Source organism: Streptomyces sp. NPDC050738, from assembly GCF_040654175.1.
GTDB lineage: Bacteria > Actinomycetota > Actinomycetes > Streptomycetales > Streptomycetaceae > Streptomyces.
In genome coordinates, this window is sequence record NZ_JBFAHN010000013.1 from 174,355 (window position 1) to 196,797 (window position 22,443).

Consider the following 22,443-nt stretch of genomic DNA (forward strand, 5'->3'; position numbering starts at 1 on the left):
CTGGACCTTCCTCTTGGCCTGGCGGCACTCCTGCCCGACACTGAGCCGATGACGCAGCGCGTGGAACTCGCGACCGTGATGGACCGCCTCGACATCGACGAACTGATCACCGGATACGCGGTGGCGGTCGACGACGGCGAATGGGCGGACTACCGCGGTCTGTTCACCCCGGCCGGCCGTGCCGACTACCGTACGTCCGGCGGAATCGAAGGGCCCGCGGTGGAGGTCGCCGACTGGCTCGCCGAAATGATGCGCCTCTTCCCGGTGCGCCAGCACCTGATCGTGAACAGGCGGCTGCACATCCAGGATCTCGGCGGCTATCCGGGCGACCGCGCCGAACTGCAGGCCGACTACGTCAATCCGATGCGGCTGCGGTCGCCCGACGACGAGGACGACCGGTCCACGGAGCCGAACTTCGAATCCGGCGGACGCTACGCGTTCAGCCTGCTGCGCACCGACCGCGGCTGGCGGATCCACAAGGTCGTCGTCCACGAGAAGTGGCGGCGTACTACGGGGGCGCTCGCCACGGCGGGCTGACGCGCCCGGCGTACCACCCACTGTTCATGATCGCGCCGCTCCCTCACACTGAGGAGGAGCACAGAGAAAGGGAGGCGCGGGATGCAGAGGTTCTTGGTCTCGTCCTGGTGGCGCGGCGGTCTCGCCCTGCTGGCCGGGGCGCTGCCCGCGCTCGCGTTCCCGGCGCCGTCGCTGTGGTGGTTCGCCTACGTGGCGCTGGTCCCGTGGATGCTGCTGATCCGGTCCGCGCCCACGGCCCGGCGGGCTGCGCTGGACGGCTGGCTCGGCGGCACCGGCCTCATGATCGCCGTGCACCACTGGCTGATGCCGAGCCTCACGGTCTTCATCGTCGTCCTGGCGGCCCTGCTCGGGCTGCTCTGGGCGCCCTGGGGCTGGCTGGTACGCCACCTGCTCGGCGGCGCGCCCGCTCCGAGCCGGGTCGCCGCCGCGCTCCTTGTCGTCCCCTCCGGCTGGCTGATGGCGGAACTGGTGCGGTCCTGGCAGGGCTTGGGCGGCCCCTGGGGGATGCTCGGCTCCAGCCAGTGGGATGCCGGCCCGGCGCTGCGCCTGGCGTCCGTCGGCGGGGTGTGGCTGGTGAGTCTGCTGGTGGTGGCGGTGAACACCGGAGTGCTCGCGCTGCTGATCGCGGAGTCGGCCCGTACGGCTGCCGCTGCGGGAATCGTGGGCTGCGCGCTGATCACCACGGCCGTCTCGGTCTGGGCCCCGAGGCCCGAGGAGAGCGGCCGGAGCAGGATCGCCGTGGTCCAGCCGGGAGTTGTCGCCACGCCCGAGGCGCGGTTCGCCCGCGAGGAGGCGCTCACCCGGCGGCTCGCCGGGCAGGACGTGGATCTGGTGGTGTGGGGCGAGAGCAGCGTCGGCCAGGACCTCGCGACCAGCCCCGAGCTGGCCGGCCGTATCGCCTCGCTCTCCCGGCTGGTCGGCGCGGACATCCTGGTCAATGTGGATGCCCGGCGCTCCGACAAGCCCGGCATCTTCAAGAGCTCGGTGCTGGTCGGCCCGGACGGGCCGACGGGCGACCGCTACGACAAGATGCGCCTGGTCCCCTTCGGCGAGTACATCCCGGCCCGTTCGCTCCTGGGCTGGGCGACCTCGGTCGGCAAGGCCGCGGGCGAGGACCGGATGCGCGGGACCCACCAGGTGATCATGAAGCTGCCCGACGGACTGCGGGTGGGGCCGCTGGTCTGCTTCGAGTCCGCTTTCCCCGACATGACCCGGCAGCTGACCAAGGACGGGGCGCAGCTGCTGATCGCCCAGTCGGCGACCTCTTCGTTCCAGCACAGCTGGGCGCCCGAGCAGCACGCCTCGCTCTCGGCGCTGCGGGCGGCGGAGACGGGCCGGCCCATGGTGCACGCCACGCTCACCGGGGTGAGCGCGGTGTACGGGCCCGACGGGCGCAAGGCCGGTCCCTGGCTGGGCACGGACCGCGACACCGCGGCGGTCTACGACATCCCGCTCGCCCACGGCACCACGCTGTACGTCAGGTTCGGCGACTGGGCGGTGCACGGCGCGGTGGCCGTACTCGCCCTGTTCTGCGCGATGACCGCCGTACGGTCGTTCAGGCGGCCTGCTCCAGAGCCTGTTGCACCACTCGCTCGCACAGCTCATGAGTCAGCAGCGCGTCCTGGGCGCTGAGCACCTTCCCCGCCCGTACGGCTTCGAGGAACGAGTGCACGCTCTGCTCGATCCCGCGCTGGCGCGCCACCGGCACCCAGTCGCCGCGCCGGCGCACGGTCGGCTGGCCCTTGTGGTCCACGACCTCGGCGAGGTTGATCACCTGCCGCTTGGTGTCCTGGCCGGAGACTTCGAGGATCTCCTCCGTGGAACCGTTCATCCGGTTCATCGTGCCGATCGCGGTGAAACCGTCGCCGGAGAGCTGGAGCACCACATGGTGCATCAGGCCCTCCAGGATCAGCGCCCTTACGTCGATGTGCTCGACGGGGCCCGGCACCAGGAAGCGCAGGGTGTCCACGACGTGGATGAAGTCGTCGAGCACGAGGGTGCGCGGGTCCTCGGGGAGGCCGACCCGGTTCTTCTGCATGAGGATCAGCTCGCGCGGGTGCTCGGCGCACTGCGCGTAGCCGGGCGCGAGGCGGCGGTTGAAGCCGACGGCCAGGCTGGTGGCGCGCTCCTCGGCGAGGTGCACCAGCCGCTGTGAGGCGGCCAGTTCGTAGGCGAGCGGCTTGTCCACGTACGTCGGCACACCCGCTTCGAGCAGCCGCGTGACGATTTCGGGGTGCACGGCGGTGGGCGCGTGCACGAACGCGGCGTCGAGGCCCTGCGCGAGCAGCGAGTCGAGGTCGGTGTGGCACTGCCCGGACGGGATCCGGTGGGTCCCCGCGACCGTGGCAAGGGTGGCCGGAGTGCGGGTCTGCAGATGCAGTTCCACCCCCGACAGGGTGGTGAGCACGGGCAGATAGGCCTTCTGCGCGATGTCTCCGAGCCCGATGCAGCCGACCTTCACAGGGGCCTCCCTCTCTGTGGCACCGCATGTTCCCGGGGCTGAGACACCGACGGCCGACGCCGCGGTCCCCCGTGACACGGGGCGTTATGTCCTGGTGCTGTGCCTGGGCAGCATACGTGTGCCGCGGTGGCCGCCGGTTCGCGAGGGGACCGGCGGCCACCGGTCACGGCGGCGACCGCCGTCACCCGTGCGGGCCAACCTTGGGCCGCGGGCTCCCCGACGGGCCGCACAGGCACCAGAGTTGCGTCCGTGCACCAGAAGAAAATCACCGTGACACTCCTGGCCGGCCTGGCCGTATCGGCCGTTTCCGGCTGTATGGCCGTCGCGTCGCCGCCCGCGCCCGCACCGTCTCCGCAGTCGGCGCCGACCAAGCCCGCCCCGTACGTGGAACCGCAGATCGTCCAGGCGCCGGCGATCGAAGCGCTGGAGGCGGCCGCACCGCCGGAGAGAGCGGACACCCCTCCTTCGTCGCCTTCGGCCCCTCAAGCACCCAGGACCCGGCGTCCCGACCGGCCGGCGGCGCCCCGCACCGGGACGGCCACGAAGCGCCGGACGCCGCCAGCGCCGCGTATCGAGCCGGCGGTTCCCGCCACCTCCTCCGACGTCTGCGCACTCGGCCAGAGTTACGGCGGCTGGCAGCCCGACAGCCCTCAGGCGCGCATCTGCCGCCAGACGTACGGTGGTTGACCGGCCGGGCCGGTCAGTTCTCCCCCAGCCGCCACTCCAGGCGGTCGATCGCCGCGCGGACCCCGTCTCCGTACCCGTCGTCGGCGAGCGCGTCCGACGCGGAGCGCGCGCGGGCCAGATGGCTCCGCGCGGCCTCGCGACGCTCCAGCTTCAGATAGTCGGCAGCCAGGTTGAGATGCAGTGACGGATAGAAGCCCCGGACCGCGAGCCCGGCGTGATGCTGGTCCACCCGCTGGTCGTCCAGCCCCTGGGCGGCGGACAACGCCCTCAGGTCCCAGAGGAGTTCGTCCTCCGGGTCGTCCTGGGTGTCCGCCATGTAGTGGGCGAGGGTACAGCGGTGCAGTGCGTCGCCGTCCTCGCCGATCTCCGACCACAGGGCGCCGAAGCGGTTGCGAGCCTCTTCCCGGTCACCGCCGTGGAGCAGCATCATCACTTGCCCGATCCTCGTCATGACGGCGTCGTCCGACGCCTCCTGCCGCTGCTCCGTCACTGCCGGCTCCTTCTCGTCCGTGCCTGTGTACAGACGCTAGCCGCAGCCACTGACAATCCGGCTCAGCCCAGGTCCGGGATCCGCCAGTCGATCGCTTCGTGTCCCTGCGCCGCGACCGCCTCGTCGATCTGGGTGAAGGGGCGCGAACCGAAGAACTTCTTCGCGGAGAGCGGGGAGGGGTGCGCTCCCTTGACCACGATGTGCCGCTCCTCGTCGATCAGCGGCAGCTTTTTCTGCGCGTAGTTTCCCCACAGGACGAAGACCACCGGGTCGGGGCGCGCGTCGACCGCGCGGATCACGGCGTCGGTGAACTTCTCCCAGCCCTTGCCCTTGTGGGAGTTGGCCTCCGAAGCGCGCACCGTCAGCACCGCGTTGAGCAGCAGCACACCCTGTTCGGCCCACGGCATCAGATAGCCGTTGTCCGGGACCGGGTGCCCGAGCTCCTCCTTCATCTCCTTGTAGATGTTCCGCAGGGAGGGCGGGGTCTTCACCCCGGGACGCACCGAGAAGCACAGCCCGTGCCCCTGCCCCTCGCCGTGGTACGGATCCTGACCGAGGACCAGCACCTTCACCCTGTCGTACGGCGTGGCGTCCAGCGCGGCGAAGACCTCGTCGCGCGGCGGGTAGACCGGCCCGGCCGCCCGCTCGCCCTCGACGAATTCGGTGAGCTCCTTGAAGTACGGCTTCTGCAGCTCGTCCCCGAGGACGCCGCGCCAGGACTCGGGCAGCATGTCGGTGTCGGTCACGTCAACAACCTCCGGTTTTGGTTCTGTTCTCAACAGCAGAACCTACCCGCGACCACTGACAACGGCCCCGGGCGACTGGGTCGCCCGGGGCCGTGTGCAGAAAACGACCGGTCAGTGCACACCGGCGTTGAGGAAGATGCCACCGTCGACGACCAGCGTCTGCCCGGTGACCCAGTCCGACTGGTCGGAGGTCAGGAACGCGGCCGCGCCCCCGATGTCCGAGGGCACACCGAGGCGCCCCAGCGGGTAGGCCGCGGCGGCCTCCGCCTCACGGCCCTCGTACAGCGCCTGGGCGAACTTGGTCTTCACCACGGCGGGCGCGATGGCGTTGACCCGCACAACCGGTGCGAACTCGTGCGCCAGCTGGAGGGTCAGATTGACCATCGCCGCCTTGCTCATGCCGTACGCGCCGATGAAAGGCGAAGGCGAAAGTCCGGCGACCGAGGCGATGTTGACGATCGCCCCGCCGTTCTCCTTCTGCCATGCCTTCCACGTCTGCTGTGCGAAACCCAGCGCCGAGATGACGTTGGTCTCGAACACCTTGCGGGCGACGTTCAGGTCGAGCTCGGCCATCGGGCCGAACACCGGGTTCGTACCGGCGTTGTTGACCAGGTAGTCGACGCGCCCGAACGCCTCCATGGTGCGCTCCACCGCGACCGCCTGGTGGTCGAGGTCGTGGGCCTTGCCCGCGACACCGATCACCCGGTCGCTGCCGAGCTTCTCGACGGCCTCCTTGAGGGCGTCCTCGTTGCGTCCCGTGATGCACACGCGGTCGCCGCGCGCGACGAGCGCCTCGGCGATCCCGTAGCCGATACCACGGCTCGCGCCCGTGATGAGCGCGGTCTTTCCACTGTCCTGTACGGCAGTCATGTCGGCCCTCTCCCCGATCAGTTGAGCGGTCCGCCGGCGACGTACATGACCTGTCCGGAGACAAAGCCGGCGTCCTCGCCCGTGAAGAAGGCGATGGCGTTGGCGATGTCCTCGGGGTGTCCGACGCGCTGCACCGGGATCTGTGTGGCGGCCGCGGCCTGGAACTCCTCGAAGCCCATGCCGACGCGGGCCGCGGTCTGCGCGGTCATCTCGGTGACGATGAAGCCGGGTGCGACGGCGTTCGCGGTGATGCCGAACTTGCCGAGCTCCTTGGCGAGGGTCTTGGTGAAGCCCTGCAGACCGGCCTTGACGGCCGAGTAGTTGGCCTGGCCGCGGTTGCCCAGCGCGGAGCTCGATGAGAGCGAGACGATCCGGCCGAACTTCTGGTCCACCATGTGCTTCTGGACGGCCTTGGCCATCAGGAACGCGCCCTTGAGGTGCACGTTCATCACGAGGTCCCAGTCGGACTCGCTCATCTTGAAGAGGAGGTTGTCGCGGAGCACACCGGCGTTGTTGACGAGGATCGTCGGGGCGCCGAGCTCGGTGGCGACGCGCGCCACGGCAGCCTCCACCTGGGCGCTGTCGGAGACGTCACAGCCGACGGCGAGAGCCTTGCCGCCGGCCGCGGTGATCTTCTCGACCGTGTCCTTGCAGGCCGCCTCGTCGAGGTCGAGTACGGCTACGGCACGGCCCTCCGCCGCCAGTCGTACGGCGGTGGCGGCGCCAATGCCGCGCGCCGCCCCGGTCACGATGGCAACGCGCTGCTCGGTGGTGGACATCCTGGTTCTCCTCGCCCTTGGATCGCGGCTCTCGATCACTGAGCAACCGCTTAGTATCAGCAATCGAGACGCTAGAAGGCCTGGCACTCCGTGTCAACGGCCCCAGGGATCAGCAGCGAAGATCACACCCGGTGCACAGCCGATGCCCCGCGCCTCAGTGCACCAGCAACGCGAGCAGCCGCTCCAGCTCCGCCTCCGGGTCCAGGGTCAGCCCGGTGTGCACAGGACCCGGCTGTACGACCGTGGAGCGCGGCGCGATCAGCCACCGGAAGCGGCGGCCCGGGTCGTCGCCCGACGCCTGCCCCGCCCCCTCCCCGCCACCGCAGATCCCCTCGACGGCGCGGAGCGCGGCGCGTACCCCGGCGACATCGGCCCCCGGGTCCAGCGCGGCGAGCTTCGCCTCGTCCAGATGCGTACGGGCTGCGACGAAGGACTTCGCGCGGCAGTAGACCACCACGCCTGCGTTGAACACCTCACCGCGTTCCACCCTCGGCATCACCCGCACGAGTGCGTACTCGAAAACGTCCCGCTTGCTCACTGGCCGCCGTCCTTCTTCATTGCCGGTTGCGGCCGGGGCGTGAGACGATCAGCCAGCCAGCCCGGTGCGTTCGAGGGCTTGGCCGCGGTCGGCGGGCCGAAGTTGATGCGTTCATGCATGCCCGCGGCTCGCTCGAGGAGCACCTCCACATAGGCACGCCGGAGCGCGTCGGTGGTCGCGAAGCCCTCCTCGTCCGCCAGCCAGACGTCGGGTACGTCGGCGGCACACGCGGTCAGCAACTCCTCGGTGACCAGGGGCGCGAGCTCGGCCGCCGCGGCGGCGACATCCGGTGCGAACGGCGCCAGCGCGTGGTCCGAAGCGTCGTACACCTTCGTCCCGTAGTTCTTCGCGGACGGCCAGTTGTGGTGCCAGATCATGGTGGCTCCGTGGTCGATGAGCCACAGATCGCCGTGCCAGACCAGCATGTTGGGGTTCCGCCAGGAGCGGTCGACATTGTTGATGACGGCGTCGAACCAGACGATCCGTCCGGCCTCCTGGGGCCCCACCTCGTAGGCGAGCGGGTCGAAGCCGATCGAGCCCGGCAGATAGTCCATGCCGAGGTTCAGCCCGCCGCTCGACTTGAGCAGCTCCTGCACCTCCTGGTCCGGCTCGCCGAGTCCGATGACCGGATCGAGCTCCATCTGTACGAGCTCGGGAATGCGCAGCCCCAGCCTGCGGGCCAGCTGCCCGCAGATGACCTCGGCGACGAGGGTCTTGCGGCCCTGTCCCGCGCCGGTGAATTTCATGACGTACGTACCGAGATCGTCGGCCTCGACGATCCCCGGAAGCGAGCCGCCCTCACGCAAGGGCGTGACATAGCGGGTCGCTGTGACTTCGGTGAGCATGGCGCCAGGTTACTTCGGGGACGCAGGCCGACGATCACTTGTTTTTCCGACCGCCCGACCCCTGCCGAAGGAAACCGATGGAGCCCATGGACACCGAAGCATTCCCCCGCCAGTTCGCCCGCACCCGCCGCTTCACGCTCGGCGCCCCGCGCGACTTCACCGTCTCCCCGGACGGCCTGCGCGTACTGTTCCTGCGCTCCGGTGAGCTCTGGCTCCACGAGGACGGGACGGAGCGGATGCTGGCGCGGGCGGCGGATGCGTACGCGACCGACCGCAGTGGGCACGTGATCGCGTACGCGGCCGACGGCGCACTCTGGACCGCGGCCACAGACGGCACGGTCCCGCGCCGCATCCCGGCCGCCGGTCCGGTGAGCGACCCGCGGCCCTCGCCCGACGGGACACTGATCGCGTATGTCAGCGGGGGCGCGCTGCGGGTCGTGCGCACCGACGGGACGCACGACCGGCTGCTCGCCGCGCCCGAGGGCGACGAGGTGACGTACGGTCTCGCCGACTACACCGCGACCGCCTCCATCGGCAGGACCCGCGGCTTCTGGTGGTCGCCGGGGAGCGACGCGCTGCTGGTGGCCCGGGTCGACCCGACGATGGTCCACCGCAGGTACATCGCCGACCCCTTCCATCCGGACCGGCCGCCGCGCGTGGCCCGCTATCCGGCGGCGGGCACCCCCAACGCCCGGACGTCACTTCACCTGCTGACCGTGGAGGGCGGGCACACGCCGCTCGACCTCACCTTCGAGTACCTCCTCACGGCCGGCTGGGGGCCCGCAGGCCCTGTGGTGAGCCTCCAGTCCCGCGACCAGCGCACGGTGCGGATCCTCGGCATCGACCCGGCGACAGGAAACACCGGGCTGCTGGCGCAGGTGACGGACGAGGCGTGGGTGGAGTTCCCGCCGGGAACGCCTGCCTTCACCGCATCAGGTACGCCGGTGATGTCCGCCGTGCTCGGCGACACCCGCGGGATCCGGATCGCCGAGGCTCTGAGCCCGCACGGGCTTCAGGTGCGCGAAGTGCTGGCCACCGAGGGCGAGCGGGTCCTGTTCACCGCGAGCGAGGAGCCGACGCAGACCCACGTCTGGTCGTACGAGCGGGACAGCGGCTTCACCCGGCTCACCCACGAGCCGGGGGCGCACACGGCCGCCGCCGGAGGCGACACGCTCGTCCTGGACAGCCGTACCCCGGACGGTCAGAAGGTGACGGTGCTGCACGCGGGGAAGCCGGCAGGCCGGATCGCGGTCCTCACCGAGGAACCCCTGGTCGTCCCCCGGCCGATCCATCTGACCCTCGGGAAGCGGCAGTTGCGCAGCCGCCTCCACCTCCCGTCGTGGTACGAGGCGGGCTCGCCCGCACTTCCGGTCCTCCTCAGTCCGTACGCCGGCCCGGGCATGCAGGTCGTGACGCAGGCCCGCGTCTGGTACACGGCCGTCTGCCAGTGGTTCGCCGAGCAGGGCTTCGCCGTGCTGGCCACGGACGGCCGCGGTACCCCGGGCCGGGGCGTCGCCTGGCAGCGGGCGATCGTCGGGGACCGGCTCGGTCCCGTACTGGAGGACCAGATCGACGCCCTGCACGCGGCGGCCGAACGCCATGACGCCCTGGACCTGGAGCGGGTCGCGATCCGCGGCTGGTCGTTCAGCGGCTATCTGGCGGCGGGCGCGGTGCTGCACCGGCCCGATGTGTTCCATGCGGCCGTCGCGGGGGCGCCGCCCACCGACCGCGCGCTGTACGACAGTTACTGGGAGGAGCGCTTCCTCGGCCTCCCGGAGGAGGAACCCGAGGCGTACGAGCGCTCCTCGCTGCTCCCCCACGCGCACCGGCTGACACGCCCGTTGATGCTGGTCCACGGACTCGCCGACGACAACGTCCATCTGGTCCACACCCTGCGTCTTTCGGCCGCCCTGCTCGCCGCCGGACGGCCGCACACGGTGCTGCCGCTCTCCGGCACCGGGCACCTTGTGGGCCGGCCGGGCGTGGCGGACAACCTGCTCCTCCTGGAACTCGCCTTCCTCAAAAAGTCGTTGAAACTCTGAACGACACGCGGCCGCCGTCCGTACAGGTCGGCATGACCTCATCACAGGAGCCCCTGCACACCTACGGCCGCCGGACCGTCGTCTCCGCGGTGGGCGCGGCCGGCATCGCCGCCGCACTCACCGCATGCGGCAGTTCCGACAAGACAGGGGGAGGCGACGCCGTGAAACCGGCACCGGCCGGGGCCGACGGCAAGGGCGGCGCCCTCGCGAAGACCGCCGACATCCCCGAGGGAGGTGGCAAGGTCTTCGCGGATCAGGGCGTGGTGGTCACCCAGCCGACGGCGGGCCAGTTCAAGGCCTTCTCGTCCAAGTGCACCCACCAGGGCTGCGCCGTCTCGAAGATCAGCAACGGCACGATCAGCTGCCCCTGCCACGGCAGTCAGTTCGACGCCGCGGACGGCAGCGTCAAGCACGGCCCCGCCACCCAGCCCCTGCCCGCCGCTGCCATCACGGTGCAGGGGGACTCGATCACGCTCGGCTGACGCGCCGCGGCCACTGCCAGCTCGCGAGTACGTCGTCGGTGGCCGCGACGGTGGCCACGAGCGCGAGCGTGTTGCGGATCATCGCGGGGGTGTAGTCGGCGGGCACCCCCGCGATCGCGTCCGACGCGACCACCACGGTGTAGCCGAGGTTGACCGCGTCGAACACCGCGTTGGGAATGGCCACGTTCGACGACACCCCGACCACGACGAGCGTCCGGCACCCCAGATTGCGCAGCAGCGGATCCACGTCCGTGCCGGCGATGGGCGACAGACCGTGCAGCCGCCGTACGACCAGGTCCTCCTCGGCCACCACGATCGGCTCCGCGATCCGTACGGCGCGCGATCCGGAGTGCTGCTGTACGGGCAGCCGCTCGGCCGCGCGGAACAGCCGTGCGTTGTGATTGGCGCCACGCCCGTCGGGGCGTCGTTCGGCAACCGCGTGCAGCACTTGTACGCCTGCTTCGTGCGCGCCCTCGACCAGCCGCGCGACATTCTGCAGAGCACCCGACGAGCGGGCTTCCTTGGCCAGTTCGGGCAGCGCGCTGTCGAGTCCGACGACGCCTTGCTGGCATTCGATGGTGAGCAGGACCGTGCTGGCAGGGGTGAGCTGCTCGGCGAGCTGTTCTTGCGTCGGCATGGGTCGTCCCCCGTGTCTGGTCGGGTCCGGGCGCGTGACAGTAACCCCCATTGCGCGATGGCGGAAGAGACTCCATGATTTCTGACACCCAGTCAGAAAGCCGGGAGAGGAAGCCAGATGACCGTCGCACAGTCCCAGCAGCAGCCCCAGCCGCAGCGCCGGGGACGCCGGATCATGATGACGGACGAGGAACGGGACACCTTCCTCGCCGAGCAGCGCACCTGCCGGGTGGCGACCGTCTCCGCCGACGGCCGCCCGCACGTCGGCGCGCTCTGGTACGCCTGGGACGGAACATCGCTGTGGCTGTACTCCATCACCCGCAGCCGCCGCTGGGCACAGTTGACCGCCGACCCCCGTCTCGCGGTGGTCGTCGACGACGGGGTGGAGTACGGGGAACTGCGCGGGGTGGAGCTCTCCGGCACCGCGGTCTTCGTCGGCGAGGCCCCCCGTACGGGCGCGACGTGCCCCGAACTCGACGCCCCCGAGCGGCAGTTCGCGGCGAAGAACTTCGGCCTGGACACCATGCCGCACGACGGCCGCCACGCGTGGCTGCGCCTGACTCCGGAGTCGATCGTCTCCTGGGACTTCCGCAAACTCGGCTAGGGCTGGGTGGCCTGCACCTCGGTCCCGGCCGTGTGCAGGGCGTCCACCACAGCCCGGATCGAGGGCCTGCGATCGGCGTCGGCACGCCAGATCGCGTACACATGACGGCACATCGCGGACCGTACGGGTACGGCGACGACCCCGCTCGGCAGGGGCCCGCGCCCCAGACGCGGCGCGATCGCCACCCCCAGACCCGCGGCGATCAGCGCCATCTGGGTCGCGTGCTCGCCCGCGACATGGGCGACCTTGGGCTCGATCCCCTTGCCGCCGAGGGTGAACATCAGCCATTCCCAGCAGAACTCCCCCTCCGGCCAGGTGATCCACTCGTCCTCGGCGAAGTCCTCCAGGTCCACCTCGGCGCGGCCGGCCAGCGGATGATCTGCGGGCATCGCGACATCCGCGAAGTCGTCCAGGAGCGCGCGCTTGGCCATGCCGTCGGGCATCGGTGTCGGCTTGTTGTACCAGTCGATGACGACCGCGACATCGAGATCACCCCGGACCACCGCCCGCACCGAGTCCTCGCCTTCCATCTCCTGGGAAGAGACCCGGAGCGCCGGATGTTCGGCGCGGAGCGCGGCGAGCGCGGCCGGGAAGAGTCCGCGCGCGCCCGTCGGGAACGCCGCGAGCCGCAGGTCGCCCACCACCCGGCCGCGCTGCGCCTCCAGGTCGGACTGGGCGATCTCCACCTGGGACAGGATCCGCGCCGCATGGTCGGCGAGCAGCCGTCCCGCGTCGGTGAGCCGCACGCCCCTGCCGTTCTTCGCGAGCAGCGGCTGACCGGCCTCCCGCTCCAGCTTGGTCAGTTGCTGGGAGACGGCCGAGGTGGTCACATGCAGCCCTTCGGCCGCCCCGCTCACCGAGCCGTGACGGGCCACCGCGTCGAGGGTGCGCAGGCGCTCCAGATTCAACATGTAAGCAATACTAAGGGAACGAGTCCACCTTTTCTCGATTGTGCTACGACGTCATCTCCCGGCAAGCTGTTCCCATGAGCACAGCGACCCCGCACCGGACCGTTTCAGCACCGCCCGCCGCCCCGACCACCACCACCGCGACCACCCCGACCCCGGCCACCCCCCGCCGCACCGTCGACTGGCGCATCCGCTTCGCCGTGCTCTCCCTCATCTGGGGCTTCAGTTTCCTGCTCATCAAGGTCGGGACCGACGGCTACGCCCCCTTCCAGGTCACCTTCGGGCGCCTCTTCTTCGGGACCGCCGTCCTCGCCGTGGCCATGGCGGTCAAGCGCGACCGGCTGCCGCGCGGCGCCCGCACCTGGATGCATCTCGCCGTCGCGGCCCTGCTGCTGAACGCGGCGCCCTTCTCGCTCTTCGCGTACGCGGAGCAGACGATCCCCTCGACGCTCGCGGGAATCTGCAACGCCACCTCGCCGCTCTGGGGCATGGCCCTGTCGATGGTCGCGCTCTCCGAGGACCGCCCCACCCGGCGCCGGGTCGCCGGTCTCGGCGTCGGATTCCTCGGTGTGCTGACCGTGCTCGGCGTCTGGCAGGGCTTCTCGGGACTGGACTACCGGGGCACCGCGATGGCCCTGCTCGCGTCGCTCTGCTACCCGATCGGCTGGATCTACCTCCGCCGCACCCTGGCATCGACCGGCAGTTCCAACCTCGCGATCACCGGCTCCCAGCTCTTCGTCGCCACGCTCGAACTGGCCCTGATCACCCCGCTGTTCACCACCCTGCCCACCTCGTTCCCGGTGGTTCCGCTGCTCGCGGTGGTGGCACTCGGCGCCTTCGGGACCGGGGTCGCGCTGCTGCTCCAGTACGGCCTCGTCGCCGAAGTCGGCCCGACCACCGCGCAGATGGTGACGTACTTCATCCCCGTCATCGCCACCGCAGCCGGCGTCGCGGTGCTCGGTGAGAGCCTCGGCTGGAACACCCCCGTCGGCGCGGTCATCGTCCTGGCCGGGGCCGCCCTCACCCAGACCAGGCCCAGGAAGCGTACGGCGCCTCAGTCGTAGCGCCTCCCGGGAGCCGGGCCGGCAGCGGACGCCACCGCGTCGGCCACCGGCCCGATGTCGTCCTCGGACATCCCCGAGACCGTGAGGCGTACGCCGGGAGCGGCCGCCATCCGGAAGCGCGCGCCCGGTGCGACGGCCCAGCCCGCGTGCAGCAGCCGGGCGACGGCTCCCGTCTCATCGGGCACGGGCACCCACACATTCATCCCGCTGCGGCCGTGGGCGTCGACGCCCCGCGCCCGCAAGGCTTCCACCAGCGCGTCCCTGCGTTTCGCGTACGCCCTGGAGACCGCCCGCGCATCGACGGCGCCCGTGCTCCACAGCTGGACCACGGCGCACTGCAGCAACCTGCTGACCCAGCCGGGTCCGAGCCGCTGACGCCCGAGGACCCGGTCGACGGTCGCCGCGTCGCCGGTAAGCACCGCGAGCCGCAGATCCGGTCCGTACGCCTTCGAAGTGGAGCGCACGAAGGCCCACTTGTCCGTCACCCCGGACAGCGGGTGCAGCGGCAGATCGACGATGCCGTGCCCGTGGTCGTCCTCGACGAAGAGCACCGAAGGGTACGAGGCGAGCACGGCCCGCAGCTCGCGCGCCCGCTCGGAGCCCACCGCGGCGCCCGTAGGATTCTGCGCCCGGGCGGTGACGATCAGCGCCTTCGCCCCGTCCCGCAGCGCCCGCTCGACCTCGCCGGGCAGCGGCCCCTCGTCGTCGAGCGCGACCGGCACGGGCCGCAGACCGAGGGCCGGCACCAGGTCGAGCAGCGCGCCCCAGCCCGGGTCCTCGATGGCGACCGCGTCACCGGACCGCAGATGCGCGGCCAGGACGCGTTCGATCCCGTCCAGCGACCCGGACACCACGGCGATCCGCCCGTCGGGCACCCCGTCGGCATCGAACGCTTCCCGGGCCAGGCGCGCCAGTTCGGGGTCGACGGCGTCCTGTCCGTAGAGACCCGGCCGCTCCTCGTTGTGGCGGGCGGCGGCGGCCAGGGCGTCACCGAGCGGAGGAAGCAGCGCCGGGTCCGGATTGCCGTTGGCGACATTGCGTACGCCCTCGGGCACGTCCGTACGGATGGATTCGCGCGCGGAGATGGCGGGCCGGGGGCGCACCCGGCTGCCCCTGCGCCCGGCCGTCTCGATCACCCCGCGGTCGCGCAGGGTGCGGTAGGCAGCCGCGACGGTGTTGGGGTTCACGCCCAGTTCGGTCGCCATCTCCCTGAGCGGGGGCAGCAGTTGTCCAGGTTCGAGCCGGCCCGCCCCTACGGCCTGCTCCACGCTCGCGGCAATGTCCATTGCGCGGCGACCTTCGATTCCGTAAGCTCCTAGCACAAAGTTGATTATGCACTAGTGCAATGGAGAGCGCAATGCCGGAGCCCGCAGTCCCCTACGAGCCGACCGAGCGCACCATCCCCACCCGCTCCCGGGAACGAGCCTCCTACGACCGCGACCTGGTGCACTCGATACTCGACGAGGGCTACGTCTGCCACCTCGGCTTCGTCCGCGACGGCGCCCCCGTGGTCCTCCCGACGCTCTACGGACGGATCGGCGAACGCCTCTACGTCCACGGCTCGACCGGATCGCGCCCCCTGCGCATGGCGGGCCAGGCCGACCCCGGCCTGGCCGTCTGCCTCACGGTCACCCACGTCGACGGCCTGGTCCTGGCCCGGTCCGCCTTCCACCACTCCCTCAACTACCGCTCGGTGATGGTCCACGGCACCGCCCACCAGGTCACCGACCCCCAGGAGCGCGCGACGGCACTCGACGCGCTCGTCGACAACGTCGTCCCCGGCCGCTCCCGCGACTCCCGCCCGGCCAACGCCAAGGAACGCGCCGCGACCGCCGTGCTCCGCCTGGAGCTCGGTGAGGTCTCGGCCAAGGTCCGCACCGGCCCCCCGAACGACGAGCCCGAGGACCTCTCCCTCCCGCACTGGACCGGCGTCGTCCCGCTCCACCACGGCTACGGCGAGCCGCTCCCCGCCGACGACCTCGACCCGGCCGTCACACTCCCCGACTACCTCAGGGCCCTCTGATGCTCATCCACCCCTGGGACGCGCCGAGCGAGGACGGCGAGTGGCAACAGTGGCTCGCCGCCCACGACTTCGGCCAGCTCGCGGTCAACGGACTGCCCGGCGAGCCTCCGTCCGTCCAGCCCATGCATTTCGTGTACGACGACGAGCACGGCGAGATCCTCACGCATCTGGCCCGCCCGAACCCGATCTGGCCCGCCCTGCTGGCGAGCCCCCAGGTCCTGCTGAGCGTCGTGGACGACTACGCCTTCGTCCCCGGCCCCTGGCAGGCACCGGCGGGCACACCGTCCGAACACGGCGTGCCCACCAGCTTCTACGCGGCCGTCCAACTGCGGTGCACCGCCCACCTGGTGGACGATCCGCAGGAGAAGGCGGCACTGCTGAACCGGCAGATGGCCCACTTCCAGCCGGAGGGCGGCTCGGCGGCCGCAGCCGTCGGCGAGGCCCCGTACGGGCGCATGCTCTCCGGCATCCGCGGCCTGCGCCTGCAAGTGACCGATGTACGGGCCAAGTTCAAGTACGCGAGCCACAAACCCCTGGACGTCCAGGAGCAGATCGCGGACGGCCTGGCCGAGCGCGGCGGCCCCCTGGACGAGGCCGCACGCGCCCACCAGCTGCGCCGCCGTCAGACCAGTACGGCCTGACGGCGCGCGGCGGACGCCGCCCGCAGCTCTCCGCAGGCGAGTCCGGTGACCGAGGCGAGCAGCAGCAGCGTGCCCACCACGGTGGCCGCGGTGAGCTGCTCGCCCAGCACCGTGACCGCGATGACGGCCGCGCTGACCGGCTCGAGGAGCATGATCACCGATACGGTCGCGGCCCGGACCACGGCGGCGCCCGCGAAGTAGAGCGCGTAGGCGAGGGCGGTCGGGATCACTGCGACGTACACCAGTAGCCAGACCACCTGCGCGGTGTCGGCGGTGTGCGGCATCAGTCCCTCGGACGCGGCGAGCGGCAGCAGACACACCGTGCCGACCGCGAACGACCAGGTAGTGGTGGCGAGGGGATCACCGCCGCCGCCCGCACGCCCGAGCCGGCGCGTCAGCAGCGTCATCCCCGCGTACCCGGCCGCGGACAGCAGCGCCCAGCCGACACCGACGGGCCGTACGGACCCGCCGCCGCTCCCCAGGACCAGCACCGCCAGCCCGCCGAGCGCCCCTGCCACGGCGCCGATCCCGCCACCGCCCAGCCGCTCCCCCATGGTCAACCGCGCCCCGACGGCGATGAGTACGGGCCCGGCGCCCAGCGTGACCACGGTGGCGACCGCGAGCCCGGTGTCCTGCACCGCGGCGAAATAGGCGACCTGGAAGACGGTGAAGGAGCCTCCCGTGACGGCGATCCGCAGCGCCTTGCGACGGCGCGGCTCGGCGGGGCCCACGGCCGTACGCGGACGACGCACCACCCGTACGGCCAGCATCACCGCGAGCCCGCCGGCGCACCGCCAGAAGGTGAGGGCGACGGGCCCGAGATCGCTCGCCCGGTAGAGCAGCGAGGCAGCGGCCCCCGCGGTGCCCCAGGCGGCACCGGCGATGATCAGAAAGACGAGGCTGCGCCCGACGGGCAGCCCAACAGCAGTGTTCGACACGTGACTTCTCTCCGCACACAACAGAAACGAGTGGGTGGCTCAGCTCTGTGCGCGGGCAGCGAAGACCTTCCCGGGAACTCCCCGGGCCGGGTCTCCATCAGGAACTGCGGCCGCCCGCGCTATGCGGCAGGAGGCGGAAGTACGGTCAAAAGCATGGTCGTCACCCTAGGCGGCGGCGCTTCCGACCTGCAACACCGTTGTCCCGTCGCCGGATCCGCCCGCGACAGGCCCCGAGGACGACGGGGGCGCCTTGGGCGTGGACGACTGGGCGATGAAGGCGCCGAACAGCACCACTCCCCCGCCGATGATCTGCGGCGCGGACAGATGCTCCCCGAGCAGCACCCAGGCCAGCACGGTCGCGATGACCGCCTCCAGGCAGGCGACGACGCCCGCCACCTGAGGCGAGAGCATGCGCACGGAGACGACCCCTGTGACGTACGCGATGACAGTGGCGATCAGCACGATCCACCCGAGCAGCAGCCAGGCCGGCACCGAGGAACCGTTCATGACGGCGTCCCCGCCGAGCACCTGCCAGTCCATGCCCCAGGGCCGGGCCACGATCGTCAACAGGACGGCGCCGACGATCAGTCCGTACGCGATGACACCGAGCGGGTCGGCGGCATCCTCCCCGTCGCCCCCCTGGTCCGACAGGACGAAGTACCCCACCTGACAGCAGGCAGCGCCCAGGGCGAGCAGCAGTCCCACCACGTCGAAACTGAGCCCCGACCACACCTCGACCACACAGGCGAGCCCACCGACGGCAAGCACCACACCCACCGCGGCGGCCCGTGTCACGGGCCTGCGCTGTACGAACCGCACCCATCCGAGAACCAGCGCCGGGGCGAGGTACTCGACGAGCAGCGCGACACCGACCGGGATCCGCGAGATCGCGGCGAAGTAGCAGGCCTGTACGCCGGCAACGGCGAGCAGTCCGAATCCCAGGAGCAGGACGGGCCTGCGCAGTACGAGATCCCGGTGGCGCCAGGCCACGGGCAGCATGACGAGCGCGGCACCGGCCACCCTCAGCCACACCACGTGCAGCGGGTCGAGCCCCGCTTCGATCAGCGGCTTGGCCGCGACTCCAGATCCACCGAATGCGAGGGCCGACAGCAGGGCAAGACCCAGGCCGGCGCTCCTCCCCTGAGCGTGCATCGGCACATCATGACAGCTCGCGTCATGAGCGTCATCCCTATGACACCTGTCGAGACGGCTCCTGGCCGAGCCGGTCCGCCAGCACCTCCACGTCCACCCCCGCGTGCATCAGCACCTCGACCGCCCGGCAGCCGCGGTCCGCTGCGAGTGCGGCCAGCAGATCGCGCCCCGATGCCCGCGGATCGCCGCGCTCACCCGCCCTCGCCAGCGCATACTCCATGGCCGTGACCGCACAGGGCGACCAGCCGGCCACCCCCGCCTCGCGCACGACGGGCAGCGCCCCGGAGTCCTCCACCGAGCCCTGCCACCTCAGTCCGTACCCGATGGAGCGCTGTACGAGATAGCCCAGCACCTTGGCCAGCTGAGGACCTCCGTCGAAGGCGGAGCGCGCCTCGGGATCCGTCTCGATCACCGAATGCAGGAGATGGGCGGTGTCGATCTGACGGTCTCCGTCGCGCAGCGCGCGCCGGCGCGCACCCGCGACCACCGTCGCCAGCTCCACCGTGAGTCTGGACTCGATCTCGGCACGGGGCGTGGCGGGCTGATCCTCCGGCCGGACAGAACTTTGCACATCTCCCACCTCATCAGGCGCCGAAGCCCGGTCCATCCCCGCCGGGGCCCATTTCCGCATCCGACAGAAGTTGGGCACGTACGTCCGACTCCTCCTCCTTGCGGATGAGACGACAGAAAAGCGCTCCGGGGGCGCGCGCCGCCTTGCGATGCGCCGCCGACGCAACCGCGGCCCGCCCCGCACTCGTCTCCCATCCACAACACCACCACCCCGGCCACCACGAGACGGAGGCCTGATGCCCCTCTGGATGGTCGCCCTCCTCGCGAAGGACGGACGACAGTACGTGTACCGGGTGTACGCACCACAGGACGCGCTGTACGGCGACCTCTTCTGGGCCGCCTTCCACTGCCACGACGAGAACCGCGCTCCGCGTGCCAGCGACTGCTTCGACTCCGCGGAGATCTGGCAGATCTGACAGTTCATCAGTATTGAATGTTCCGCTCCGACCAGCTACTTTGCGCGACATCACAACCCGTCGAGAAGGGGTGGTCGCATGGCCGAAGTCAGCGCGCAGGCACGTTTTGAGGCACCGGCCGAGAAGGTCTGGTCGCAGCTGACCGACTTCGGCTCGTACGGCGAGTGGAACATGACACACACCGACTTCCCCAAGGGCGGTCCCGAAGTGCTCGAAGTCGGGACCGTGTACCAGGAGAACATGAAGCTCATGGGCTTCCCCGCCGAAGTGAACTGGACCATAGAGGAGTTGGAGTCCGGCCGGGTGCTCGTCATCCGCGGCAAGGGCCCGATGGCGGTGGCCCTCAGCCAGCGCTACACGCTGATCCCCGACGGGGACGCCACCACACTCCGCATCGACAGCGAGTTCACCGGCGCCGCGGTGGCACTGATGGCGGGCAAGCTCAAGGACTCGGCGACGGCCGCGCTCAACGAGTCGCTCCGCAAGTTCAACACCCTGGTCGCCTGAGCGACCCGCACACACCACGCACTGCGGCGCCCCACGGATGTCCGTGGGGCGCCGCGGTGTTGGGGCGGACGGGGAAAGAATCAGTCCTCGTCGGCCAGGATCAGATACAGCTTCTTACGGGAGTCGTTGATGACCGAGAGCGCCTTCTGGCGCTGATCCGGGGTACCGGTCTTCCAGACCTGCCCGAACGCCTCCATCAGACCGAAGCCGGCCTGGCGGATCTCGTTCATCGTCTCCCAGTCGACGCCGCGCCCGGCCTCTTCCCAAGGAGCCTCGGGCCCCTCGGCTGCCGCGGTGCCACCGGCGTCGGTGAGCGTGAACAGCTTCTTGCCGCCCTCGCTCTCACTGGTGATCAGACCTTCGTCCTCGAGCAGCTGGAGCGTCGGGTAGACCGATCCGGGGCTGGGACGCCAGGCGCCGCCGCTCCGCTCACCGATCTCCTGGATCATCTCGTAACCGTGCATGGGCCGGTCCTTGAGCAGAGCCAGGATCGAGGCACGCACGTCTCCGCGCCGCGCCCTCCCCCTGGGACCGCCCCGGCCGCCACCACGCCCTCCAGGTCCGAAGGGCCCGCCGAACGGCGGCCCGAACGGGCCGAAGGCGCCACGGCGCCCCTCGAAGTCGCCCCGACCCTGATGGCCGGGACCGCAATTTCCATGTGAATGGGAACGCATCGCAAACACTTCCTTCCATCGTTGATCTGTCGCGATGCGTCAACGATATATCGGAACAGTTCGTTTGGCAACACTCGAAGAGGCCAGCGCACCGAGATTGGCCTTGGCCTGCGGCTTCAGGCCGCCGCTACCGTCGAGGACATGCGGATTCGAATCGTCGACGCCTTCACCGATCGCCCCTTCGCCGGCAACCCGGCCGGGGTCCTGCTCCTCGACGCCTTCCCGGACGACGCCTGGCTGCAGAACGTCGCCAGGGAGGTGAACCACGCGGAGACCGCCTTCGCCCACCCGCTGCCCGCCGGCGGCGAGGCCGACTGGGCGCTGCGCTGGTTCACCCCGGCCACCGAGGTCGACATGTGCGGCCACGCCACGCTCGCCACGGCCCACGTCCTGCACACCACGGGCGCGGCGACCGGCACGGTCCGTTTCGCAGCCCGCTGCGGCATCCTGACCGCGACAGCGCACGAGGACGGAACCACCACCCTCGACTTCCCGACCTCCTCGCTCACCCCGGTCGAGGCACCTGCCGGCATCGCCGAGGCGCTGGGCGCCGGGATCGTCTCGGTCCACGACACCTCGGACCACATCGGGGACCTGCTGGTCGAGCTCGCGGACGAGAAGGCCGTACGCGCCCTCACACCCGACTTCCCGGCCCTGGTGGCGCACTCCCGCCGCGGCATCATCGCCACCGCGGCCGCCGAAGACCCCTCCCTCGGCTACGACTTCGTCTCGCGCGGCTTCTTCCCCCGCGTCGGCATCGACGAGGACCCGGTGACCGGCAGCGCCCACACCGCACTGGCCCCCTTCTGGTCGGCACGCCTGGGCCGCGACGAGCTGACCGGCCTCCAGGCCTCGGCCCGCTCCGGCCTCGTCACGACACGACTGCGCGGCGACCGCACCCTGCTGACCGGATCCGCGGTCACGGTGATCGACGGCGAACTGCTCGCCTGAGCAACCCCGAGAACACCTCAGGGGACGTACGGAAATATCCGTACGTCCCCTGCGCATGCGCCTAGACCGTCGGCAGCCACCCCACCTTGCCCGCCAGCAACGCGTATCCGACGAAGGCCCCGATGTCGAGCAGCGAGTGCGCGACCACCAGCGGTCCGACCCGTCCCCAGCGGCGGTAGAGCAGTACGAACACCACGCCCATCGCCATGTTGCCGATGAAGCCGCCCACCCCCTGGTACAGGTGGTACGAGCCGCGCAGCACCGAGCTCGCCACCAGGGCGGCCATCGGCGACCACCCCAACTGCCCCAGTCTGCGCAGCAGATACCCGACGACGATCACTTCTTCCAGCACGGCGTTCTGCACCGCCGAGAGGATCAGCACCGGGAACTTCCACCACACGTCGGGCAAGGACTCCGGCACCACGGTCAGGTTGCCCCCCGCGGCCCGCGCCGCCAGATAGAAGGCGAGCCCCACGCTGCCGATGCCCGCGGCGATCAGCGTCCCGCGCCCCAGGTCGGGCCACGGCCTGGTCCGGTCGAACCCGATCGCGCGCAGCCCGGACCCCTCGCGCAGCAGCAGATGCGCCACCAGCGCGACCGGCACCAGCGCGGTGGTGATGCCGAAGAGCTGCCAGGCGAGATCCAGCCATGGCCGCCCCGGAGCGTACGAACCGTTCAAGGTCGCGGCCTGATGCTTCAGATCCCCGGGCTTCGTCAGCGAACCGACAAAGCTGATCAGCGCCGAAACTCCGCTCGCGCCGAGCGACAGCGCCAGCACCAGCACCGTTTCGGACCGGAGAATCCTTCGCGAGATCCCCTCTGTGGGAAGAGAATCAGCCACTCGTCCCGCCTCCGCCTGCACACCTGCCTCCAGTTGACCGT

At 70.8% G+C, this 22,443-nt stretch carries 27 protein-coding genes; 12 read left to right on the top strand and 15 right to left on the bottom strand.

Annotated features, from left to right (window positions below):
* Window positions 1-48 precede the first annotated feature (48 nt).
* On the top strand, window positions 49-537 hold the full coding sequence (locus AB0H78_RS28915; RefSeq protein WP_363237577.1) for a nuclear transport factor 2 family protein: 489 nt from the start codon (window positions 49-51) through the stop codon (window positions 535-537).
* An 81-nt stretch (window positions 538-618) separates the two neighbouring features.
* Window positions 619-2,169: an apolipoprotein N-acyltransferase gene (gene lnt, locus AB0H78_RS28920; protein WP_363237578.1), complete on the top strand. Its 1,551-nt coding sequence runs from the start codon at window positions 619-621 to the stop codon at window positions 2,167-2,169.
* Here the strand turns inward: lnt and AB0H78_RS28925 are convergent.
* The gene (locus AB0H78_RS28925) at window positions 2,093-2,998 is read right to left on the bottom strand and encodes a Gfo/Idh/MocA family oxidoreductase (protein WP_363237579.1); all 906 of its coding nucleotides are present in this window, start codon (window positions 2,996-2,998) and stop codon (window positions 2,093-2,095) included. The genes lnt and AB0H78_RS28925 overlap by 77 nt on opposite strands.
* Before the next feature lie 249 nt (window positions 2,999-3,247).
* Between AB0H78_RS28925 and AB0H78_RS28930 the strand changes: the two genes are divergently transcribed.
* Window positions 3,248-3,685: a hypothetical protein gene (locus AB0H78_RS28930; protein WP_363237580.1), complete on the top strand. Its 438-nt coding sequence runs from the start codon at window positions 3,248-3,250 to the stop codon at window positions 3,683-3,685.
* 13 nt (window positions 3,686-3,698) lie between these two features.
* Here AB0H78_RS28930 and AB0H78_RS28935 read toward each other — a convergent pair whose 3' ends face one another.
* The 6 genes from AB0H78_RS28935 to AB0H78_RS28960 all read right to left on the bottom strand — a co-directional run bounded on the left by AB0H78_RS28935 (window position 3,699) and on the right by AB0H78_RS28960 (window position 7,953).
* The gene (locus AB0H78_RS28935) at window positions 3,699-4,136 is read right to left on the bottom strand and encodes a hypothetical protein (protein ID WP_363237621.1); all 438 of its coding nucleotides are present in this window, start codon (window positions 4,134-4,136) and stop codon (window positions 3,699-3,701) included.
* Window positions 4,137-4,237: 101 nt separating this feature from the next.
* Window positions 4,238-4,921 carry a uracil-DNA glycosylase gene (ung, locus tag AB0H78_RS28940; RefSeq protein ID WP_363237581.1) on the bottom strand — a complete coding sequence of 228 codons (684 nt, stop codon included), beginning with the start codon at window positions 4,919-4,921 and terminating at the stop codon, window positions 4,238-4,240.
* A 111-nt stretch (window positions 4,922-5,032) separates the two neighbouring features.
* On the bottom strand, window positions 5,033-5,791 hold the full coding sequence (locus tag AB0H78_RS28945) for an SDR family oxidoreductase (protein WP_363237582.1): 759 nt from the start codon (window positions 5,789-5,791) through the stop codon (window positions 5,033-5,035).
* Between the two features lie 17 nt (window positions 5,792-5,808).
* A complete protein-coding gene (gene fabG, locus AB0H78_RS28950) occupies window positions 5,809-6,570 on the bottom strand; it encodes a 3-oxoacyl-ACP reductase FabG (RefSeq protein ID WP_363237583.1) in 762 nt (253 codons plus the stop codon).
* Window positions 6,571-6,724: 154 nt separating this feature from the next.
* On the bottom strand, window positions 6,725-7,108 hold the full coding sequence (locus tag AB0H78_RS28955; RefSeq protein ID WP_363237584.1) for a DUF3037 domain-containing protein: 384 nt from the start codon (window positions 7,106-7,108) through the stop codon (window positions 6,725-6,727).
* Window positions 7,105-7,953 carry a HipA family kinase gene (locus tag AB0H78_RS28960; protein WP_363237585.1) on the bottom strand — a complete coding sequence of 283 codons (849 nt, stop codon included), beginning with the start codon at window positions 7,951-7,953 and terminating at the stop codon, window positions 7,105-7,107. Before AB0H78_RS28960 ends, AB0H78_RS28955 begins: the two co-directional genes overlap by 4 nt.
* Window positions 7,954-8,039: 86 nt before the next feature.
* On the opposite strand from AB0H78_RS28960, the gene AB0H78_RS28965 reads away from it, so the two are divergent.
* Window positions 8,040-9,995: a prolyl oligopeptidase family serine peptidase gene (locus AB0H78_RS28965; protein ID WP_363237586.1), complete on the top strand. Its 1,956-nt coding sequence runs from the start codon at window positions 8,040-8,042 to the stop codon at window positions 9,993-9,995.
* A gap of 32 nt (window positions 9,996-10,027) precedes the next feature.
* Window positions 10,028-10,477, top strand: coding sequence for a Rieske (2Fe-2S) protein (locus AB0H78_RS28970; RefSeq protein WP_363237587.1), 450 nt, complete (start codon window positions 10,028-10,030; stop codon window positions 10,475-10,477).
* Here AB0H78_RS28970 and AB0H78_RS28975 read toward each other — a convergent pair.
* Window positions 10,464-11,114 carry a cysteine hydrolase gene (locus AB0H78_RS28975; RefSeq protein WP_363237588.1) on the bottom strand — a complete coding sequence of 217 codons (651 nt, stop codon included), beginning with the start codon at window positions 11,112-11,114 and terminating at the stop codon, window positions 10,464-10,466. The two genes, AB0H78_RS28970 and AB0H78_RS28975, sit on opposite strands and share 14 nt — an antisense overlap.
* Window positions 11,115-11,231: 117 nt before the next feature.
* Between AB0H78_RS28975 and AB0H78_RS28980 the strand changes: the two genes are divergently transcribed.
* Window positions 11,232-11,717 carry a pyridoxamine 5'-phosphate oxidase family protein gene (locus AB0H78_RS28980; protein ID WP_363237589.1) on the top strand — a complete coding sequence of 162 codons (486 nt, stop codon included), beginning with the start codon at window positions 11,232-11,234 and terminating at the stop codon, window positions 11,715-11,717.
* Here the strand turns inward: AB0H78_RS28980 and AB0H78_RS28985 are convergent.
* On the bottom strand, window positions 11,714-12,628 hold the full coding sequence (locus AB0H78_RS28985; RefSeq protein WP_363237590.1) for a LysR family transcriptional regulator: 915 nt from the start codon (window positions 12,626-12,628) through the stop codon (window positions 11,714-11,716). The genes AB0H78_RS28980 and AB0H78_RS28985 overlap by 4 nt on opposite strands.
* 74 nt (window positions 12,629-12,702) lie before the next feature.
* On the opposite strand from AB0H78_RS28985, the gene AB0H78_RS28990 reads away from it, so the two are divergent.
* Window positions 12,703-13,689 (top strand): DMT family transporter, encoded by a 987-nt coding sequence (locus AB0H78_RS28990; RefSeq protein ID WP_363237591.1) that lies wholly within the window; start codon window positions 12,703-12,705, stop codon window positions 13,687-13,689.
* On the opposite strand, the gene AB0H78_RS28995 is transcribed toward AB0H78_RS28990, so the two are convergent.
* On the bottom strand, window positions 13,680-15,011 hold the full coding sequence (locus tag AB0H78_RS28995) for an aminotransferase class I/II-fold pyridoxal phosphate-dependent enzyme (protein ID WP_363237592.1): 1,332 nt from the start codon (window positions 15,009-15,011) through the stop codon (window positions 13,680-13,682). The genes AB0H78_RS28990 and AB0H78_RS28995 overlap by 10 nt on opposite strands.
* 23 nt (window positions 15,012-15,034) lie before the next feature.
* On the opposite strand from AB0H78_RS28995, the gene AB0H78_RS29000 reads away from it, so the two are divergent.
* Window positions 15,035-15,712 carry a pyridoxamine 5'-phosphate oxidase family protein gene (locus tag AB0H78_RS29000; RefSeq protein WP_363237593.1) on the top strand — a complete coding sequence of 226 codons (678 nt, stop codon included), beginning with the start codon at window positions 15,035-15,037 and terminating at the stop codon, window positions 15,710-15,712.
* A complete protein-coding gene (locus tag AB0H78_RS29005) occupies window positions 15,712-16,353 on the top strand; it encodes an FMN-binding negative transcriptional regulator (RefSeq protein WP_363237594.1) in 642 nt (213 codons plus the stop codon). The genes AB0H78_RS29000 and AB0H78_RS29005 overlap by 1 nt, the downstream gene beginning before the upstream one ends.
* Here AB0H78_RS29005 and AB0H78_RS29010 read toward each other — a convergent pair.
* From AB0H78_RS29010 to AB0H78_RS29020, 3 genes are all read right to left on the bottom strand, one after another.
* The gene (locus AB0H78_RS29010) at window positions 16,335-17,291 is read right to left on the bottom strand and encodes an EamA family transporter (RefSeq protein ID WP_363237595.1); all 957 of its coding nucleotides are present in this window, start codon (window positions 17,289-17,291) and stop codon (window positions 16,335-16,337) included. The two genes, AB0H78_RS29005 and AB0H78_RS29010, sit on opposite strands and share 19 nt — an antisense overlap.
* A gap of 165 nt (window positions 17,292-17,456) precedes the next feature.
* Window positions 17,457-18,443 (bottom strand): EamA family transporter, encoded by a 987-nt coding sequence (locus AB0H78_RS29015; protein ID WP_363237596.1) that lies wholly within the window; start codon window positions 18,441-18,443, stop codon window positions 17,457-17,459.
* A 37-nt stretch (window positions 18,444-18,480) separates the two neighbouring features.
* Window positions 18,481-19,014: a Clp protease N-terminal domain-containing protein gene (locus AB0H78_RS29020; protein ID WP_363237597.1), complete on the bottom strand. Its 534-nt coding sequence runs from the start codon at window positions 19,012-19,014 to the stop codon at window positions 18,481-18,483.
* A gap of 235 nt (window positions 19,015-19,249) precedes the next feature.
* On the opposite strand from AB0H78_RS29020, the gene AB0H78_RS29025 reads away from it, so the two are divergent.
* Together AB0H78_RS29025 and AB0H78_RS29030 are read left to right on the top strand one after the other, a co-directional pair.
* Complete coding sequence (locus tag AB0H78_RS29025) at window positions 19,250-19,429, top strand: hypothetical protein (protein ID WP_363237623.1); 180 nt, start codon at window positions 19,250-19,252, stop codon at window positions 19,427-19,429.
* 78 nt (window positions 19,430-19,507) lie between these two features.
* Window positions 19,508-19,936 carry an SRPBCC family protein gene (locus AB0H78_RS29030; RefSeq protein WP_363237598.1) on the top strand — a complete coding sequence of 143 codons (429 nt, stop codon included), beginning with the start codon at window positions 19,508-19,510 and terminating at the stop codon, window positions 19,934-19,936.
* An 80-nt stretch (window positions 19,937-20,016) separates the two neighbouring features.
* On the opposite strand, the gene AB0H78_RS29035 is transcribed toward AB0H78_RS29030, so the two are convergent.
* The gene (locus AB0H78_RS29035) at window positions 20,017-20,610 is read right to left on the bottom strand and encodes a PadR family transcriptional regulator (RefSeq protein ID WP_363237599.1); all 594 of its coding nucleotides are present in this window, start codon (window positions 20,608-20,610) and stop codon (window positions 20,017-20,019) included.
* Between the two features lie 141 nt (window positions 20,611-20,751).
* On the opposite strand from AB0H78_RS29035, the gene AB0H78_RS29040 reads away from it, so the two are divergent.
* Window positions 20,752-21,561 carry a PhzF family phenazine biosynthesis protein gene (locus tag AB0H78_RS29040; RefSeq protein WP_363237600.1) on the top strand — a complete coding sequence of 270 codons (810 nt, stop codon included), beginning with the start codon at window positions 20,752-20,754 and terminating at the stop codon, window positions 21,559-21,561.
* Window positions 21,562-21,622: 61 nt separating this feature from the next.
* Here the strand turns inward: AB0H78_RS29040 and AB0H78_RS29045 are convergent, their stop codons facing one another.
* Window positions 21,623-22,402 carry a type II CAAX endopeptidase family protein gene (locus AB0H78_RS29045; protein WP_363237601.1) on the bottom strand — a complete coding sequence of 260 codons (780 nt, stop codon included), beginning with the start codon at window positions 22,400-22,402 and terminating at the stop codon, window positions 21,623-21,625.
* Window positions 22,403-22,443: the final 41 nt, after the last annotated feature.

Excerpts from the sequence above, each read along its gene's own strand:
- AB0H78_RS28985 (WP_363237590.1), bottom strand. The coding sequence starts at position 12,628 with ATGTTGAATCTGGAGCGCCTGCGCACCCTCGACGCGGTGGCCCGTCAC.
- AB0H78_RS28990 (WP_363237591.1), top strand. The coding sequence starts at position 12,703 with ATGAGCACAGCGACCCCGCACCGGACCGTTTCAGCACCGCCCGCCGCC.
- AB0H78_RS28915 (WP_363237577.1), top strand. The coding sequence starts at position 49 with ATGACGCAGCGCGTGGAACTCGCGACCGTGATGGACCGCCTCGACATC.
- AB0H78_RS29015 (WP_363237596.1), bottom strand. The coding sequence starts at position 18,443 with ATGCACGCTCAGGGGAGGAGCGCCGGCCTGGGTCTTGCCCTGCTGTCG.
- AB0H78_RS28960 (WP_363237585.1), bottom strand. The coding sequence starts at position 7,953 with ATGCTCACCGAAGTCACAGCGACCCGCTATGTCACGCCCTTGCGTGAG.
- AB0H78_RS29025 (WP_363237623.1), top strand. The coding sequence starts at position 19,250 with ATGCCCCTCTGGATGGTCGCCCTCCTCGCGAAGGACGGACGACAGTAC.
- AB0H78_RS28935 (WP_363237621.1), bottom strand. The coding sequence starts at position 4,136 with ATGACGAGGATCGGGCAAGTGATGATGCTGCTCCACGGCGGTGACCGG.
- fabG (WP_363237583.1), bottom strand. The coding sequence starts at position 6,570 with ATGTCCACCACCGAGCAGCGCGTTGCCATCGTGACCGGGGCGGCGCGC.
- AB0H78_RS28980 (WP_363237589.1), top strand. The coding sequence starts at position 11,232 with ATGACCGTCGCACAGTCCCAGCAGCAGCCCCAGCCGCAGCGCCGGGGA.
- AB0H78_RS29035 (WP_363237599.1), bottom strand. The coding sequence starts at position 20,610 with ATGCGTTCCCATTCACATGGAAATTGCGGTCCCGGCCATCAGGGTCGG.
- AB0H78_RS28970 (WP_363237587.1), top strand. The coding sequence starts at position 10,028 with ATGACCTCATCACAGGAGCCCCTGCACACCTACGGCCGCCGGACCGTC.
- AB0H78_RS29030 (WP_363237598.1), top strand. The coding sequence starts at position 19,508 with ATGGCCGAAGTCAGCGCGCAGGCACGTTTTGAGGCACCGGCCGAGAAG.
- AB0H78_RS29005 (WP_363237594.1), top strand. The coding sequence starts at position 15,712 with ATGCTCATCCACCCCTGGGACGCGCCGAGCGAGGACGGCGAGTGGCAA.
- lnt (WP_363237578.1), top strand. The coding sequence starts at position 619 with ATGCAGAGGTTCTTGGTCTCGTCCTGGTGGCGCGGCGGTCTCGCCCTG.
- AB0H78_RS28945 (WP_363237582.1), bottom strand. The coding sequence starts at position 5,791 with ATGACTGCCGTACAGGACAGTGGAAAGACCGCGCTCATCACGGGCGCG.
- AB0H78_RS29000 (WP_363237593.1), top strand. The coding sequence starts at position 15,035 with ATGGAGAGCGCAATGCCGGAGCCCGCAGTCCCCTACGAGCCGACCGAG.
- AB0H78_RS28965 (WP_363237586.1), top strand. The coding sequence starts at position 8,040 with ATGGACACCGAAGCATTCCCCCGCCAGTTCGCCCGCACCCGCCGCTTC.
- AB0H78_RS29040 (WP_363237600.1), top strand. The coding sequence starts at position 20,752 with ATGCGGATTCGAATCGTCGACGCCTTCACCGATCGCCCCTTCGCCGGC.
- AB0H78_RS28975 (WP_363237588.1), bottom strand. The coding sequence starts at position 11,114 with ATGCCGACGCAAGAACAGCTCGCCGAGCAGCTCACCCCTGCCAGCACG.